This is a genomic window from Phosphitispora fastidiosa, assembly GCF_019008365.1.
Taxonomy (GTDB): domain Bacteria; phylum Bacillota; class Thermincolia; order Thermincolales; family UBA2595; genus Phosphitispora; species Phosphitispora fastidiosa.
The window spans coordinates 59,508-75,906 of the sequence record NZ_JAHHUL010000004.1 but is presented as its reverse complement, the minus strand read 5'-3'; the positions used below and the strand labels follow the sequence as shown (position 1 = coordinate 75,906).

Below are 16,399 nucleotides of genomic sequence, written 5' to 3'. Positions count from 1 at the left end.
TAAAATATCGGAAGGAGAATGAGGTAAGATAAAAGAATTACCGTTTTCTGATATAAAAAGACAGGAGGTGGTCTTAGTGAATTCATTAAAGTTGATGCGTGATATAAAAAGCGGGGAGCACTTAACGTATATAAATTATGGTACACCTAAAAAATTGGATTATTTTGCCGCTTTTATCGCTGTTGGCATAGAGAGAAACGAAAAATGTGTATATTGGTTTGAAGATACTTCACTAGATGAAATTATCGATAACCTGGAAAGATACTGTATTGATGTGAGCGGGTGTACTAAAAGCGGAAAACTTGTTATTTCTCCCGCGGCAGAATTCTATCTGGAGAATGGGATATTTTTTCAAAAAGCGGTAATCAATAAATGGCTAAAGCTCCTGGAAGATGCCAAAAATGAGGGATATACCGGGGTAAGGCTAATCGGAGAGACCGGGTGGATTCATGATGAAAAAACATTCAAAGATTTTATGGAATATGAGGAAAATTTCAATAAGAATCTTTCGGGGACTGATTTAACGGGCATTTGTTATTATCAAGTAGATAAATGCACTGACGAAATGATTAAATGGATATTACATTCACACCGGTATGTATTTTGGGACAATGGAAGGGAAGTAAACCTGTTAAAAACTCCGGAAATACTCTGCTCTGATGGTATGGTGAGATTTCTCCATGAGTCCATCAGAGACAGGGTCAGATTGAATCAGACTTTAAATAATCTGTCCTTTATCAACAATTTGACTTCACACATGCTATGTCACAAAGGGCTGCAGAATGCAGCGGAATACGCGATTAAGTATCTTGCCCGCGAGTATGAGGTTGAAGCGGCTTTACTGGTAATTTTTGATAGAGATACTAAGAAGACAAGATCTGTTTGCTGTTATCAGCTGGATTGTGAAAAAGCCAGCAGTATGGTAGAGGGTCTGGCAGAAATCAGTCTCTATGAGCAGGCATTACAAATGCTTCCTAAGATAATTGATATATCTGAATGGGAATGTGTATTACATGACCTATGGAATCAGCATAATGTTCGGTATATTGGTATTATACCAATAACAAACGGGCGTTCTATTGTCGGACTGACTTTTCTGGGGTGGCGTTTTAAGCACGAAGCTTATGGATGTAACCTGGAACTGCTGAGTTATTTATTGGATATGATTAATTTAACCTTGGATCTTTATAGTCTTCAGGAAAAAACATTCGAAAAGAAGAAAGATGCAGATAAGTTAAAAGCGTTGGGGGTTTTAGCCGGTGGTATAGCTCACGAGTTTAACAACATTTTAGCGGTAATTTTAGGCAACTGCCAGCTTTTAGAGTTAAAGCTGCGGGATACCGATTCTACAAAGTTTATTACTGAGGTCGTAACCGCAGCTGGAGATGCTGCTCAAATAGTTCGCAGGATACAAAATTTTTCTCGCCCGCAGGCTGAACATAACCGGCAAAACCTGCAAGTTAATGCTGTGATCACATCTGCTTTAGAATTTACCCGGACCAAGTGGGATAATGAAGCAATTATTAATGGGCTGGGAATAATAAAGGTACGAACGAGACTTGCATCTCAAAAATGGGTGTGTTGTAATGAAACCGAATTAAGAGAAGTTCTGATAAATCTTATTTTGAATTCTATTGATGCCATGCCTAATGGAGGTATAATTAGTATTACTTCCGAAGATATTCAAGATAAGGTGATTATTACTGTTACTGATACAGGGGCAGGAATGACTAAAACAGAAATGGACATGATATTTGAACCGTTTTTCAGCACAAAATTTGAGCGCGGGACAGGACTCGGGTTATCGATAAGCGATAGTATAATAAAGTCCTATGATGGTAAAATCAGGGTAACATCTGAAAAAGGTAAGGGATCTATGTTTAGTATCGAACTTCCTCAAGTTTATGACACATATATTGACAGGCACAGCGAAACGCTGCCCTATGTCGGTTCATGCAATATTTGGGTTGTTGATGACGATGAGCAAGTGCTTAATACTTTAGGTAGCCAGCTGGAATCTTTAGGGCACAAGATAGTTGTGTATTCGAAAGGAACCGATTTGTTAAACCAAATTAATCAAGGTATTTCTGCTGATATTATAATTACTGATATAGGGATGCCTGGGATAAACGGTGTAGATCTTACAAAAAAGATTAAACAACGAAATCCCGAACTTCCGGTGGTTTTAATGACAGGTTGGTTCGAGGACACTGTAAGTTTGAAAAATTTGCAGATTGCGGACGCAGTACTATATAAGCCTTTTACTCTCTATGAATTACAAAAGCAGATAACCAGGATTAGATTAGCTCAGGCTGAAACAGCCTGAGCTTTTCGATAAGCAGGAAAAAATTACTGCATTGTAGAAGAGAAGAATTATTAATAGCCGATAAATGCTGAAAAGGTGGAACTGCTTTGAAAAATGAACCTGCAACTTCTTTGTTTGAGCTCGTAACCGGTTTATCGGACGCTGTGGACCTGGTGAGTCCGGCATTAGTGAATCATCATAAGATGGTGGCATATTTCTCCTTGTGCCTGGGTACGGAACTCGGATTAACCATTGAAAATATCAGTCAGACAGTGTTAGCGGGCGCTTTACATGACATAGGCGGTTTATCCATTACAGAACGGCTGGAGGCTTTGGATTTTGAAGTAGAGCACGCTCATCAGCATGCAGAAACCGCTTATCAACTGCTAAAAGGATTTCCTCCTTTCTCCAAAATAGCGGAATTCGTGCGATTTCATCACGTTTGGTGGAATTGGGGAGAGGGAAGACAATTCAGGGGGCAGGCAGTACCGATTGAAAGCCACATTCTGCATCTTGCAGACAGGATATCAGTTTTGATTGACAAGGAGCGCCAGGTATTAAGTAAGGTTAATAATATTAGAAAACAGATTGAAGCTCAATCCCAAAGAATGTTTAACCCCGAAATAATTGAAGCCTTCAAAAGCCTGGCAGGTAAAGAGTTTTTTTGGCTTGACTCTGTTTCCGGTTCAATTAGTTCGATTTTGAGAAACCGAATACAGATGACAACTGTACAGCCTTATGGGTGTACTTAAACAGATGGGTGTCAGATACGGAATGGCAGCTGTCCCCGGAAACCATGACCGTGCCTTGCGAAATAGCGGCGAGGTGCTGCGTTATTTTGAAGAGGCAGGGATAACTGTACTCAGAGATAATTATATTAAGCTTGCGAACGCTTTTTATGTGATTGGCCGAGATGACCCGGGACACGGGAGCCGTGAACGTAAAGAGATAAGTGAGCTGATGAGCGGGATTGATTCCTCGTATCCAATAATCTTATTAGACCACCAGCCCATTGATTTGGAGGCAGCCCAGAAAAGTAATATTGACCTTCAATTATCCGGTCATACCCACAGGGGGCAGGTTTTTCCCAGTCAGTTGATAACAGGAAAAATATATGAATTGGATTGGGGTTTGCTTAAAAAAGGCGCTTATCATTTGGTAGTTTCCTCCGGCTATGGTACGTGGGGGCCTCCAACGCGCCTGTTTAAAGGGAATTCGGGTCAAATCAAAGGATGAATTAGTTCAACGAATTTATCAGTATATGGATGAAGTCAATGCTCAGCCAGTAGTATATCGCTGGAAATACAAGATGGACGATATAGTGATTTGAGATTTGCACATTCATTTAAAAAACGATGTACTAGTACAATGTATTTAAAATAACTATGCAAATCTATCAAGATGTAATATAATGAATCTATCATCAACATGGAGGTAGATTCTTATGGCGCGACCAAAGAAATATGGCAGGTTTGAATTAACTGATCAAGAGGTCAAATATCTAACAAACATAACCAATACACGAACCGAAGAGGCTCAGAGAGTGCAGCGGGCCAAAATTTTACTTCTTAGTTCAGCTGGTATGAGCAACGTCAAGATAGCGAAAAAACTTGACATACATCGCAATTCAGTTGAACTTTGCCTTAGAAAGTACACTTCATCCGGTATGGAGTCCGCATTGCGTGACGATGCTGGCAGGGGACGAAAAGCTGTCCTAAGCGATGAAGACAAGACTTATGTACGCAACTTGGCCTGCCAAAAACCGTCCGAATTGGGATATGCCCAGGAACTCTGGACTGTTCGCAGTCTGCAAAATCACATCAGGAGGACATGTATTGAAGCCGGTTATCCGTCTCTCTTGTCGATTGTGCCGTCTACGGTCAACAAGATTTTGAATGATGCAGACATCAAACCGCATAAGATTAGGTACTATCTCGAAAAAAGAGATCCTGAGTTTGAGAAGAAAATGGACGACGTGTTAATTGTCTACAAGCAAATCGAAATGCAATTTGAAACCAATGAAGAAACCAATACTATCACGATATCCTATGATGAGAAGCCGGGAATCCAAGCCATCGGAAATGTTGCAGATGATCTTCCTCCAACAATGAAGCATGGATTTGTTGGTCGTGACAGCGAATACAAGCGATTTGGCACTGTCTCCCTATTGGCAGGAATGGACCTGATGACTGGGGAGATTATTCCGCTTGTTAGGGATACGCACAAGAGCGCCGACTTCGTTGATTTTCTAAAGATCCTTGATGAGAAATACGATAAGGCTAAGAAAATCAAGATTGTTCTGGATAACCATAGTGCACATACCTCGAAGGAAACACGCAAATATTTGGAACAGCATCCCGGTCGCTTTGAATTCGTTTTCACGCCTAAGCATGGATCATGGCTCAATATAATTGAAAGCTTTTTTGGCAAGTTTGCACGCGCCTGTTTAAAGGGAATTCGGGTCAAATCAAAGGATGAATTAGTTCAACGAATTTATCAGTATATGGATGAAGTCAATGCTCAGCCAGTAGTATATCGCTGGAAATACAAGATGGACGATATAGTGATTTGAAATTTGCACATTCATTTAAAAAACGATGTACTAGTTATGGAACCTTCACATGTCATTATATTAGGAAAGCAGGAATTTGAGGAATTAAATAGAAATACTAATGAGTGTCGTTAGAGTCTAATAAGCACCCTACTCTGATGGCACTAATTTTGTTTTGGGGAGTTGAAAATCAGATGTTGAAAAGATCCTTGGCATCTATGGTTGTACTCGCAATTATACTGTTTCTGAATTCAGGATGTGGAGGCGGAAAGGATGTTGGTGCAAGTAATCCGGCTGACTCAGGAAATGGAGAACCCGGAACCGATCAGACTTATGTTGAAAAAGCTACGATAAAATTTGCTTACATAGTGATGCCTCAGGCTGCGCCCCAGGCTTTAATTAACCGTGAAGAAAAAATATTTGAAAATCAGCTTGAAAAACTGGGCAAAGAGGTGGAGTTTGTTTCCACAAGGAGTTTGGACAAGATCTGGCCAATGATGGATGGAGATAAGGACGATCCCGATTTTGTGTATATTCCCAGCGCTAATTTTGCAACGTATATTACGGAAACCTCCAGGTTTGGCGGGAGCAACAAGTATACTATCATTGCCGGGAGTATTAATACCAATACAACAGTATTAATTACCAGGCCGGAGATAAAATCACTTGAGGATCTGGATGGCAAAAAGGTTGGTCTGGCCAACCAGAGATACTCTGATGAATACCAGTTTAATGAAATACTTTCCACTGCCGGTTTGGCTACCAAAACTGCAGGGGGCAGTGTGGAGGTCGTTTATGATGACATTGTTATGAAAGAATTGGAGAACTTTGGCGCCGGAGTATATGATGCCATAATCATTTATGATCCAATGAACTTTGAGAACGCTTTAAGTAAAGTTCCGGGCAGTAAAATCATGATGTCTCTGAACCCTGACGGGATGTTTGGCGAGAAGCAGCCGCGCAGCTGGCTGGTGGCCAAAAAGGATATTATGAAAAATGAGCCGGAACTGGTAAAGGAAGTATTAAAAACTCATATTATGGCTACAGATAAAGCCCAAGAAGGGCTTGCCAAAATCCCTGCGGTAAACCGTGAGGTTTTCCTGAAATATTTTGAGCGCCTAAATGCGGACATGACAGACATTCTGAAGATACATACCCCGGAATTCTATGAGAAGAAGTGGCAGGAAGCCGAAATTACATATGACCCTAATATGGATTTCATCACTGGGGTATTTGGGTTCATGGAGAAAAAAGATGTTGTTAAAGGCAAGTCATTAGATGATTTCGTTCAAGTACAGTTTTTAAACGAGGTTCTTGAAGATATGGGACGGAAAAAAATCCAATAATAACTGCTGGGCTGTAATAATAACTGCTGGGTTATTTGAAAATAATAAAACAAAAAAGCAAGGGATGGTGTAATTATCGTGGCAGGATTTTTTGAAAAAATTTTCGGTGACGAAAAAGCCCAGCGCAAACCGGAAGCCCCAGCAAAGAAAATGCATTGTCACCAGTGCGAATATACTCCTGTAGGTGGGTGTACCCAGTTAGGGGTATGTGGGAAAGACCCTGACCTGGCGAGTTTGCAGGACACCATAATCTTTGGTCTCAAGGGAGTGGCGGCATATGCTGTCCATGCCAGGGAACTGGGGTATGACGACCCTGATGTCAATGCGATAACTCATGAAGCGCTGTTTTTAACACTGACAAATGCTAACTTTAACCTCCAGGAGCATATAGAGATGAGTCTTAAGGTGGGTACGGCTGCGGTTAAAGTTCTGGACCTTTTAGATAAAGCCCACACCACTGAACTGGGTATACCTAACCCGGTTAAGGTGACCAATAATAAGGTTGAAGGACACTGTATCCTGGTTACGGGACATGACCTGCTGGCACTAAAAGAACTGCTGCAGCAGACTGAAGGCAAAGGGATAAATATTTATACCCACTCAGAAATGCTTCCGGCTCATGGCTACCCGGAACTTAACAGATATAAACATTTAAAGGGTAATGTGGGCAAGGCCTGGTATGACCAGAGAGAAGTTTTTGAGAATTTTCCGGGAGCGATTCTGGTAACCACTAATTGTGTGATGCCGGTCAAGAATAAGACCTATGGGGAGCGCATGTTTACTTACCTGGTTGCCGGGGTTGAGGGTGTTCAGAAGATCAAAGACCGTGATTTTTCCCCGCTGATTGAAAAGGCATTGTCACTTCCTGAGGCAAGTATTGATTCTAAGGAGACTCTGATTACGGGATTCCATCACCAAAGTGTCCTGCCCATGGCCCCGCTTATTATTGATGCGGTTAAGGCCGGTAAAATCAGAAGATTTTTTGTGGTTGCCGGATGTGATGCGCCTACCAAAGGCAGGGATTACTTCCGGGAACTGGCTTTATCAATTCCCAAAGATTGTATAATTATAACCACCTCCTGCGGCAAGTTCAGGTTTAATGATATTGACTATGGTAACATTGAAGGGACAGAAATCCCCCGTTATATAGACCTGGGCCAGTGTAATAATTCCGGGTCAGCCACCAAGATTGCTTTGGCTCTGGCAGAAGCCTTTGACTGTACGGTAAATGACTTGCCCTTAAGTATTGTACTTTCATGGTTTGAACAAAAGGCTGTAGCTATTCTGCTTGGCCTTCTGAGTTTGAATGTCCAAAACATTACTATCGGGCCTAAAGCCCCTGAGTTTTTATCACCGGGAGTAGTTGAAGTTCTTCAGAAAACTTTTGGGCTGCAGTTGATCAGTGGTGATGCCAAAGCTGATCTGGCCCGGATGCTGGGTGACAAATAAAAGCAGAGTTTAAACTATTCTGCAAAGAACGGCGGTATCTGCTGAAATGTCAGATAATACCGCCGTTTTTTTATTTTGCTACGGTTTGTCCGGTTTACGCAGCTTTCTGCTGTTCTTTTGGAGTTTCTTTGCCGGTAGTGAAGCCAGCCGGAAATTTAGGCCGCGTCTTAGTTCTGGGTTATCCCTGTTTTTCATCTCTCTGTTTTCTGTGGCTATCTCTTTGGAGTAACCCAACAGGCGAGTGAAAACCGCCAGAGCCAGACCAAAGAAGAAGTGGGCAACCATTGTTACCATGATAGCTGAGGCATTGTGCGGAATTTTGCCCTGTACCGACTGTCCCAGCAGTGTTCCAAAAAGGCTCACCCAAACTGCCAGGCCAAAGCCGATACCTTTTATGAACAGGAACTTGTTTCCCAGTAAATGGATGATATAAATAAACACTATGCCCAGTCCGGCTGAAACAGTGATGTCAGCAGCACCGCCGATCAAATATGCCCACGGGGTAAACAGATCTTCTTTCACCAGGAAACGTGCAGCGGTAATTTGCCAAAAGATAACTGAGGTAAAACCAAAAAGGTATAAACTATAATTGACTGCCAGCTTGACCGTATCTGCCAATAGACCCACCAGAATCCCTCGGATTACTTTGTCCTTAATCATATGACAACCTCCGTTAAACCATTAATTTGTATTGCGCACCCTTTTATAATATTAATTCCCTGGATGCCGTAATATTAATAAATAAAACTTCATTGAAGAAGTTTTATTTCTTCAGAAAAAAATAGAATTATTCAGCGCATTTAGGTTAATACTATATGATGTTATAAGCAGTTATAAGCATAGGAAAAACTGAAAGGTAAAGGGAGGCCTGTATTAATGCAAGGAAAAGTAAAGTGGTTCAATCCGGAGAAAGGGTTTGGTTTTATTGAGAGCAACGAAGGAGGAGACGTTTTCGTTCACTTCTCTGCTATCCAGACCGAAGGTTTTAAAACACTGGAAGAGGGGCAGGATGTTGAATTTGATATTGTCGAAGGCAACCGCGGTCCCCAGGCAGCCAATGTTGTCCTCGTAAGATAATGCCAAAAATCAGCAGGGGCATTTGCATTAGTGTGCAAATGCCCCTGATTTTGTTTGTATTCCGGTTTACATGTCACGGGAGCCAAAACCGGCCAGGTGATTGGCATAACCCACGATATATTCATATACCTGCTTCCGCCATAAAGGGTATTCCGTCTGGATAAATGCTGGGGTTCGGGCAGGATTGGCGTTTGCTTCCAGAAGCCATGGCTGCCCTTGTTTGTCAAGGATTATATCCACCCCCAATTCACCGAAAGGGCCGAATTTATCGTCAAGCAGTGATGCGGTTTTCAGGGTTATGTCTTCCAACAGTTGAAGAAACTCATCTTTAGAGTTGGGAAGCTGGGGCAGGATGATTTTGAAAAGATCCTTAAGAGGGATGCGCCGCCCACCTGAGGCATAATTGGTTACATGGCCGTTCCCCATTGTTCCTATGACAACCATTCCCGGCAGAAGCCATCTGTTACTTTCATCCTTCATGGGACAGGTGCGGAAGGAAAACGGGCCGCCACCGTATTCCATACATTTTACAGCCTGCTGCATGATATACTTTCTTTTGCGTCCGGCGGCAGTCAGAAGTATTTCCGGGATATCCGCAAAAGAGGCTACGGTTCGGATGGTATCTGTTCCGGCTGAGTTAAACCTGCACTCAATGCCATTCTTGTGCTGCGTTGCCACCACAATTCCTTTACCCTTCATAGAGTCAACCGGTTTCAGGAAAATACTGCCATATTTTAAAAGGAAAATATTCAGGTCTGAGGGATATCTTAATAATTGAGTTGCCGGCAGATATTTTTTAAGGAAAATGTCATTATTGACGGTTTTGAAAAAATTAATTTTACTGATTCGGGTTGTATTATTAAATATTTTGCCGGGGCCCATAACTGCAGCCAGGAGGTCATGGGTTTTTTTCGAACTTGGGTAACAGCGGTCCATTACTGCATCAGGAAATGGGAATAGCCGTTGTTGCCATGCTTTTGCAGAGAAGTCGTAATAACAACCTCTGATGGCGCTGCGGCTCACATCAATATCCTGACCGGAAAACACGTAAATCAGCCCTTTATTCTTTTTAGCAAAGACATATTTAAAGTAATAGTCCAGGCGCGAGGGTATATGTTGGGTAAAGGTAAGAACCCCAATAAGGGGACCTAGCCGCAGTTCGTGGGATCCGTCAGACTGAACAGTTATGAAAATGCCGTGTGGGATATTCAGCGCTCTCAGAACCGCATCTGACAGTCCGATTTCCGAGACTTCTGATGACTTCGGGGAGTCCAGGACACTGGCTTTAGCCGTTACAGATGCGGAACCGCATCGCAGTGTTATAGTATCACCTTCAATGAGCCTGTAAAGAGCTATTAATTTTGAGGGCAGGTAGAGGACTTTTTCAGTTCCCACTGTTCGGAACAGTTTATATTTTGTATCCATATGAACCACCTTTACACAGAACGTGCTGCAATATTTTTCAATAATACTATATGACGGTATTTGTTGGGGTGTGTAAAAATGGGACGTTCTATCCCGGGCTCTTTTGCCTCTTTTGCCATACTTGACACAGGCTGTACAAGGGGGTAACATAACAATGTCAAAATAATTAAATGAGGTGTAAAATGTACCCGGCAAAAATGCAATTCAGGATGCCTCCGGAGTGGGCTGCGCATAGTCGAACTTTTATAGAATGGCCTGTTAGGGCCTCAATGTGTTGGCCCGATAATTATGATGAATTATGTCGGGGATATGCCCACGCTGCCAGGGCTGTTGCCCGGTTTGAGCCGGTTACCATGCTGGTAAACCCGGAAGATCTGAACCAGGCTGCACGGCTTTGCGGGCCAGAGGTAGAACTGGCTGAAATCCCTCACAATGATTCCTGGGCAAGGGATAACGGTCCGACTTTTGTAATCAGCAACAGTGGGCAGATTGCCGGTATTAATTGGAGATTCAATGCCTGGGGGGGCAGGTATCTGCCCTGTGACATGGATGACGCTGTGCCGCCCAGACTTCTGGAGAGGGAGCAAATCCAGACTTTTAATGCACCTATTGTCCTTGAAGGGGGTTCGGTTCATGTTGATGGGGAAGGTTCCCTGCTGACTACGCAGGAGTGTCTCTTAAACCCTAACAGGAACCCGGGAATGACCAGGGAGGAGATTACTGATGTACTTAAACAGTACATGGGTATTGAAACCGTTATATGGCTGAATAGGGGTCTTGACGGTGATGAGACTGACGGCCATATAGATAATGCCGCCTGCTTTGTGCGGCCCGGGGTGGTGCTCTTACAGGTGTGTAATGACCCTAATGACCCCAATTATGAGATAACAAGGGAAAACCTCGGGATTATGCAAAAGGCTGTTGATGCCCGGGGGCGAAAGCTTGAAATAGTTCAGATACCCCAACCGTTTCCGGAATATTATATGGGAAAACGGCTGACCTTGAGTTATATTAATTTTTATTTTGTCAATGGTGGGATTATTTTACCACTGTTTGGCGGGCAATCCCGGGAGACTGATGAAATTGCCCGACAGACCTTTAAAGACTTATTCCCGGGCCGGAAGCTTGTCACTATAGATGGTATGCCGTTGGTGAAAGAGGGCGGAAATATCCATTGTATTACCCAGCAGATGCCCCTGGCGGGAAGTCTGGCCAGAAGCCCGGCTGGGCAGCCGACTGCGACATCCTGAAGGGATATCCTGATTGGAGGGGATAGAAATGCGCCATGTTAAAGTAGCCGCTGTACAGATGAGATGTAATGAAAATCCCGGGGAAAATATCGCCAGGGCAGAGCAGCTAGCCAGGGAGGGGGCAGCCCGGGGAGCTCAGATTATCCTGCTGCCCGAGCTGTTGGAAACACCTTATTTTTGCCAAAAACAAAAGCCGGAGTACTATAAATTTGCTGCAGAACCTGAAAAAAACCAGGCGGTGCAAAGGTTTCGGGAGGTTGCCCGGGAACTGGGCGCAGTGATACCGGTCAGTTTCTATGAAAAGAAGCATACTGCCCTGTTCAACTCAGTTGCGGTAATTGATGCTGACGGCACAGTCCTGTGCATTTACCGGAAAAGCCATATTCCTGACGGACCAGGCTATCAGGAGAAATTTTACTTTAGCCCGGGAGATACCGGTTTCCGGGTATGGCAGACCCGCTATGGCCGAATAGGTGTGGGCATATGCTGGGACCAGTGGTTTCCGGAAGCGGCTCGGGTTATGGCTCTTATGGGTGCGGAGATCCTGTTGTACCCCACGGCCATTGGTTCGGAACCTATGGACCGGTCCATAGATTCAAAGGACCATTGGCAGGCCTGTATGTTGGGTCACGCGGCAGCCAACCTGATTCCGGTAGCTGCGGCAAACCGGGTGGGGATAGAGATTATGGAGGATTCTGAAATAACCTTTTACGGGTCTTCATTTATAGCCGGGCCCCAGGGACAGAAGCTGGCAGAGGCAGGACGGGAAGAGGAGACGGTATTAACAGTGGAATTTGACCTTGACCGGCTAGAGGCGGAAAGAACAGAATGGGGTGTCTTCCGGGACCGCAGGCCGGAGCTGTATAAGCGGCTTACTACTTTTGACGGCGATCCTTCCTGTTAAAAAAAGGTGGCAGGTATGTTCCTGCCACGACAAAGTCAAAAATTTTGAACTATAAAAATGTTGTAGACAGGGGTAGATGTGTTCCGGAGGGCGGAGTCTGTCGTCCGTCCGGCCCGCGACCGCAAAGCGGGAGCGGATGCCGGCGGAGATGTAGCCCGCCCGAGGAATTCATCTACCCCTGTCCATGTTACATTTTAATAATCAAAAAATATAGGGTTTGTCAATAACCTGAGTGGCAGGTATGTTCCTGCCACTTTTGTTATGCCTTTTCCGGTTCTCCGTAATCCACGCCAAAGGTATCCACAGTTGCTTTTTTAATCAGTTGGTCGGCAACGGGCTTATCCCGGAAATCCCTATCAGCGTTGACAACCCTGTCAACTTCATCCATTCCTTCAGTGACTTTGCCAAAAGCGGCATATTCTCCGTCCAGGTGTGGAGAGTCCTGGACCATGATAAAAAATTGTGAACCTGCAGAGTTTGGGTCCATGGTCCTGGCCATGGAAATTACCCCTCTTTCATGAATTAAATTATTAACATGTTTATTGGAGTTAAATTCCCCTTTGATAGAATAACCGGGACCGCCCCCTCCGGTTCCCTGGGGACAGCCGCCTTGAACCATGAAACCGGGAATAACCCGATGGAACGAAAGCCCGTCATAAAATCCTTTTTTCACCAGTGAAACAAAGTTTTTTACCGTGTTAGGGGCTATTTCCGGAAACAGCTCTATTTTTATTGTTTTATCATTTGCTGTTTCAAGGGACACTACTGGGTTTGCTGCCATCATTAACACCTCCTCTAAACTATCAGATATCACTATTTTACCAAAATTCGGCATTCATATGCAAGACAAACAGGAATTAATATATTGATGTAGAAAGCTAGAGTATGGATGCAAAATAATGTTTGGAGGATGACAAGTGTTTGCGATGATTCTTGATGCTCCGGGCAGGCCTTTACGGGCTGCGGAGGTTGAAGTTCCTGTGCCGGGCCCGGATCAGGCGCTTATCAGGGTTCATGCCTGCGGGATATGCAGAACTGATCTGCATATAGTTGACGGTGAGCTGAAACAGCCTGTGCTGCCTCTTATCCCCGGCCACCAAATTATAGGAACTGTTGTGGAGACCGGCAAAAATGCAGGAACTCTTAAGAAAGGCCAGCGCGTGGGAATACCGTGGCTTGGCTCAAGCTGCAATCAGTGTCGCTACTGCCGTTCAGGGCGTGAAAACCTCTGTGATGATGCCAGGTTCACCGGTTACCAGCTTAATGGAGGTTTTGCAGAATATACGGCAGCAGATTACCGGTTTTGTTTCACGGTTCCGAACGGTTATCCGGATTTGCAGGCCGCCCCGCTCTTATGTGCCGGGTTGATAGGCTACCGGTCCCTGGCAATGGCTGGTGATGCCGAGAAAATTGGCATCTACGGTTTTGGGGCAGCTGCCCATATAGTAGCCCAGGTGGCCCATTACCAGGGGCGCAGAGTTTATGCCTTTACCCGTTCCGGTGACCTTGAGGCTCAGCAGTTTGCCTTTGACATGGGGGCTGTCTGGGCAGGCGAAACAGGTGAGGCTCCTCCTGAAGAACTTGATGCCGCAATAATTTTTGCTCCTGACGGCTCCTGTCTGCCGGCGGCTTTGCGGGCTGTCGGAAAAGGAGGTATGGTGGTCTGTGGCGGTATTCATATGAGTGATATTCCATCATTTCCATATGAACTAATGTGGGGCGAACGAGTTATCAAGTCTGTAGCCAATTTGACCCGCCGCGATGGGGAAGAGTTTTTGGCAATAGCCCCCAGGATTCCAATCCGGACAGAAATTCAACCTTACCCCCTGAGTGCAGCAAATGAGGCCCTGGAGGCCTTAAGAAACGGCAAAATCAGGGGTGCGGCTGTATTGGTGGCAGACTAGGGATAATGTCCTTATTTTGCAGGTTGACAGTTTTGATGAATAACCTTAAAAAAGCTTGGTCTGGGACTGGAAGCACGGTTGACAAACCGTGTCAGTCTGCTGTCAGGAGGCCAGAGGCAGGCGCTGACTCTGCTAATGGCTACACTGCAGACACCGAAGCTGCTGCTGTTGGATGAACATACTGCGGCTCTTGACCCCAAAACAGCAGATAAGGTTCTGGAACTGACCCGCAGTGTGGCTGAGGCATCACACCTGACTACTTTCATGGTCACACATAACCTGGAGCATGCCCTGAATATAGGGAACCGGACCATAATGATGCATGAAGGCCGGATTATCCTGGATATCAGCGGAGATGAGCGTGCCGGGATGAGTATTGAAGGCCTTTTGGAAATGTTCGGCAAAGCCAGCGGCAAGCACCTGGTAAATGATAAAATGTTGTTGGCATAGATGAGTGAAGGCTGCATTATTATTTTTTGAATAGGGGTAGATGTATTCCTCCGGCGGGCAACGTCTCCGCCGGCATCGGCTCCCGCTGCGCGGGTTGCCGGCCGGGCGGACGACAGTCACCGCCTTGCGGAACACATCCACCCCTATTTTAACAACAATATCAAAGGTTGAAAATAGTGCAGCATTAAAGGTCGAAAATAATGCAGCCTTCGCCGACTTGGCCAACATGCTATAGCGATTGAGAGGGAGCTAGAACCCAGCCAGGTGAGTGGCGTAATCCACCGGATATTTATAAAGCTGGACAGGCCACAGGGGATATTCCTTCTACCTTGGAGTTTTCCTTTAGTTTGAAATTATTCATTAAATCTTCCGGGAGCAGCCAGATGTTTTCCTGATGCCCTTTGCGGATAATTTTGTATCGATCGTGCATAACTACCACCTTTACATAAAAAGTTTGTATTTTTAACACTACATGTTTCAGGCGGCAGTTCGGTGCTACAGTAAAGGGGACTGCCCTGTCCGGACCAGTCCCCTTATCAAAAAGCGCAGTATCAAAATTTAGTATCAAGAGCAATACTATTGTGCAATTGAAACTGTTAATACGGCAACTGTTTTTTCGCCTGACTTAAGAGGCATGTAAACCTTTTGGTAACTGGTTGAACCAATGCTGCCGGCGGAAATTACCACAGCCTTTCCTGATTCCATGGTTTGGCCGACTGCTTCGGGAGTTGGGTAGCCCTCCAGTACCCGTTTACCGTCCTCGCCTTTGATTGTTCCTGAAATTCTTTCCTGGCCTACAAACAGTGAGACCATGCTTCCCGGATATATGTTGGTTACTTCATCTACTATGCCGTAACTGCCGTTTTCGGTATAAGACCCTTTTTGCAGGGTAGTGTCCTCAGCCTTCCATTCCCCAGGGAACTTTTTATCGAGGGCTGTATTGATCTTGTTCATAACTTCATCTGCATCAACGGTTACCTGACCGGCAGGTTGTTGACCGTTATCTGTTTCATCCAAAGACGGGTGGCCTGGAGGCAGTTCTGTCTGAGATGTCCCGGTTTCGGGAGTCTGACTTTCATTACCTGAGCAGCCCAGAGCTGTAATTACGAGTAAGCCTGCAATGATTGCAATTAAAAGTTTTTTCATAAGTTCCTCCTTCTCCTGCTGTTATTTAAATCTCACGATGAGCCCGGGATACCCTATTTATTATAACGCAGTCCCGAACCTTCAGCCAGCGTTAATTGACCGGAATGCCACTCCAATTTAAGGAAAACGGTGAAGAAGTCTCCTTCATTTTAAGGATGAATTTTCGAAAAACGGGATATAATAAGCCTCGAAATAATCTATAAAGGTGAGGTGTTTTATTAATGGCATTGGACAGGATATCACTTGTACTGGTAATCATCGGAGCTTTAAACTGGCTGCTTGTCGGGTTGTTTCGGTATGATCTGGTGGCCGGCCTTTTCGGCGGAACGGACTCTCTAATAAGCAGAATCATCTATGTTCTTGTTGGTTTGGCCGGAATTTGGTGCATCAGCCTGCTGGTCAGACCTCGGGAAAAGACAAAGTAAAATGGCGAAGCATTGTAGAGACCGACAAGGCTAATGCTGGTAATAAGACGGGATAGGTGAGTTCCATTGAGTACCGGATACTCTGGAAAAGCTTATCCTGTTCTTCTATTTTACCGGCTATTTTTCACATAAATTGTTGAAAATTTAGCGCAGTCGTGATAATGTTA

15 protein-coding genes and 1 pseudogene are annotated in these 16,399 nt (G+C 44.6%); 12 read left to right on the top strand and 4 right to left on the bottom strand.

Annotated elements, in window-relative coordinates; genetic code table 11:
* Window positions 1-76: 76 nt before the first annotated feature.
* The 6 genes from Ga0451573_RS05705 to hcp all read left to right on the top strand — a co-directional run bounded on the left by Ga0451573_RS05705 (window position 77) and on the right by hcp (window position 7,651).
* On the top strand, window positions 77-2,326 hold the full coding sequence (locus Ga0451573_RS05705; RefSeq protein WP_231682923.1) for an MEDS domain-containing protein: 2,250 nt from the start codon (window positions 77-79) through the stop codon (window positions 2,324-2,326).
* A gap of 86 nt (window positions 2,327-2,412) precedes the next feature.
* Window positions 2,413-3,057: an HD-GYP domain-containing protein gene (locus Ga0451573_RS05700; RefSeq protein WP_231682922.1), complete on the top strand. Its 645-nt coding sequence runs from the start codon at window positions 2,413-2,415 to the stop codon at window positions 3,055-3,057.
* Complete coding sequence (locus Ga0451573_RS05695) at window positions 3,044-3,541, top strand: metallophosphoesterase (RefSeq protein ID WP_331459383.1); 498 nt, start codon at window positions 3,044-3,046, stop codon at window positions 3,539-3,541. Before Ga0451573_RS05700 ends, Ga0451573_RS05695 begins: the two co-directional genes overlap by 14 nt.
* Before the next feature lie 208 nt (window positions 3,542-3,749).
* Complete coding sequence (locus tag Ga0451573_RS05685; protein WP_231682921.1) at window positions 3,750-4,877, top strand: IS630 family transposase; 1,128 nt, start codon at window positions 3,750-3,752, stop codon at window positions 4,875-4,877.
* Between the two features lie 173 nt (window positions 4,878-5,050).
* The gene (locus Ga0451573_RS05680; RefSeq protein ID WP_231682920.1) at window positions 5,051-6,202 is read left to right on the top strand and encodes an ABC transporter substrate-binding protein; all 1,152 of its coding nucleotides are present in this window, start codon (window positions 5,051-5,053) and stop codon (window positions 6,200-6,202) included.
* A gap of 150 nt (window positions 6,203-6,352) precedes the next feature.
* A complete protein-coding gene (hcp, locus tag Ga0451573_RS05675; protein WP_231683100.1) occupies window positions 6,353-7,651 on the top strand; it encodes a hydroxylamine reductase in 1,299 nt (432 codons plus the stop codon).
* Window positions 7,652-7,729: 78 nt separating this feature from the next.
* On the opposite strand, the gene Ga0451573_RS05670 is transcribed toward hcp, so the two are convergent.
* On the bottom strand, window positions 7,730-8,311 hold the full coding sequence (locus Ga0451573_RS05670) for a hypothetical protein (protein ID WP_231682919.1): 582 nt from the start codon (window positions 8,309-8,311) through the stop codon (window positions 7,730-7,732).
* 216 nt (window positions 8,312-8,527) lie between these two features.
* On the opposite strand from Ga0451573_RS05670, the gene Ga0451573_RS05665 reads away from it, so the two are divergent.
* Window positions 8,528-8,728: a cold-shock protein gene (locus Ga0451573_RS05665; RefSeq protein WP_231682918.1), complete on the top strand. Its 201-nt coding sequence runs from the start codon at window positions 8,528-8,530 to the stop codon at window positions 8,726-8,728.
* A 66-nt stretch (window positions 8,729-8,794) separates the two neighbouring features.
* Here the strand turns inward: Ga0451573_RS05665 and Ga0451573_RS05660 are convergent, their stop codons facing one another.
* Window positions 8,795-10,153, bottom strand: coding sequence for a YheC/YheD family endospore coat-associated protein (locus Ga0451573_RS05660; RefSeq protein ID WP_231682917.1), 1,359 nt, complete (start codon window positions 10,151-10,153; stop codon window positions 8,795-8,797).
* 182 nt (window positions 10,154-10,335) lie between these two features.
* Between Ga0451573_RS05660 and Ga0451573_RS05655 the strand changes: the two genes are divergently transcribed.
* Together Ga0451573_RS05655 and aguB are read left to right on the top strand one after the other, a co-directional pair.
* A complete protein-coding gene (locus Ga0451573_RS05655; protein ID WP_231682916.1) occupies window positions 10,336-11,403 on the top strand; it encodes an agmatine deiminase family protein in 1,068 nt (355 codons plus the stop codon).
* Between the two features lie 28 nt (window positions 11,404-11,431).
* On the top strand, window positions 11,432-12,307 hold the full coding sequence (aguB, locus tag Ga0451573_RS05650) for an N-carbamoylputrescine amidase (protein WP_231682915.1): 876 nt from the start codon (window positions 11,432-11,434) through the stop codon (window positions 12,305-12,307).
* Between the two features lie 259 nt (window positions 12,308-12,566).
* On the opposite strand, the gene Ga0451573_RS05645 is transcribed toward aguB, so the two are convergent.
* The gene (locus tag Ga0451573_RS05645) at window positions 12,567-13,088 is read right to left on the bottom strand and encodes a peptidylprolyl isomerase (protein WP_337833073.1); all 522 of its coding nucleotides are present in this window, start codon (window positions 13,086-13,088) and stop codon (window positions 12,567-12,569) included.
* Between the two features lie 145 nt (window positions 13,089-13,233).
* Here Ga0451573_RS05645 and Ga0451573_RS05640 point away from each other — a divergent pair, with 145 nt between their 5' ends.
* Both Ga0451573_RS05640 and Ga0451573_RS05635 read left to right on the top strand, forming a co-directional pair.
* Window positions 13,234-14,211 (top strand): zinc-dependent alcohol dehydrogenase family protein, encoded by a 978-nt coding sequence (locus tag Ga0451573_RS05640; protein WP_231683099.1) that lies wholly within the window; start codon window positions 13,234-13,236, stop codon window positions 14,209-14,211.
* A 45-nt stretch (window positions 14,212-14,256) separates the two neighbouring features.
* A pseudogene (locus Ga0451573_RS05635) lies at window positions 14,257-14,661 on the top strand (ATP-binding cassette domain-containing protein); the annotation flags it as partial.
* Window positions 14,662-15,237: 576 nt separating this feature from the next.
* On the opposite strand, the gene Ga0451573_RS05630 reads toward Ga0451573_RS05635, so the two are convergent.
* Window positions 15,238-15,807 carry a cache domain-containing protein gene (locus Ga0451573_RS05630; RefSeq protein WP_231682913.1) on the bottom strand — a complete coding sequence of 190 codons (570 nt, stop codon included), beginning with the start codon at window positions 15,805-15,807 and terminating at the stop codon, window positions 15,238-15,240.
* Between the two features lie 221 nt (window positions 15,808-16,028).
* Here Ga0451573_RS05630 and Ga0451573_RS05625 point away from each other — a divergent pair, with 221 nt between their 5' ends.
* A complete protein-coding gene (locus Ga0451573_RS05625; RefSeq protein WP_231682912.1) occupies window positions 16,029-16,232 on the top strand; it encodes a DUF378 domain-containing protein in 204 nt (67 codons plus the stop codon).
* The last annotated feature ends 167 nt before the right edge of the window (window positions 16,233-16,399 follow it).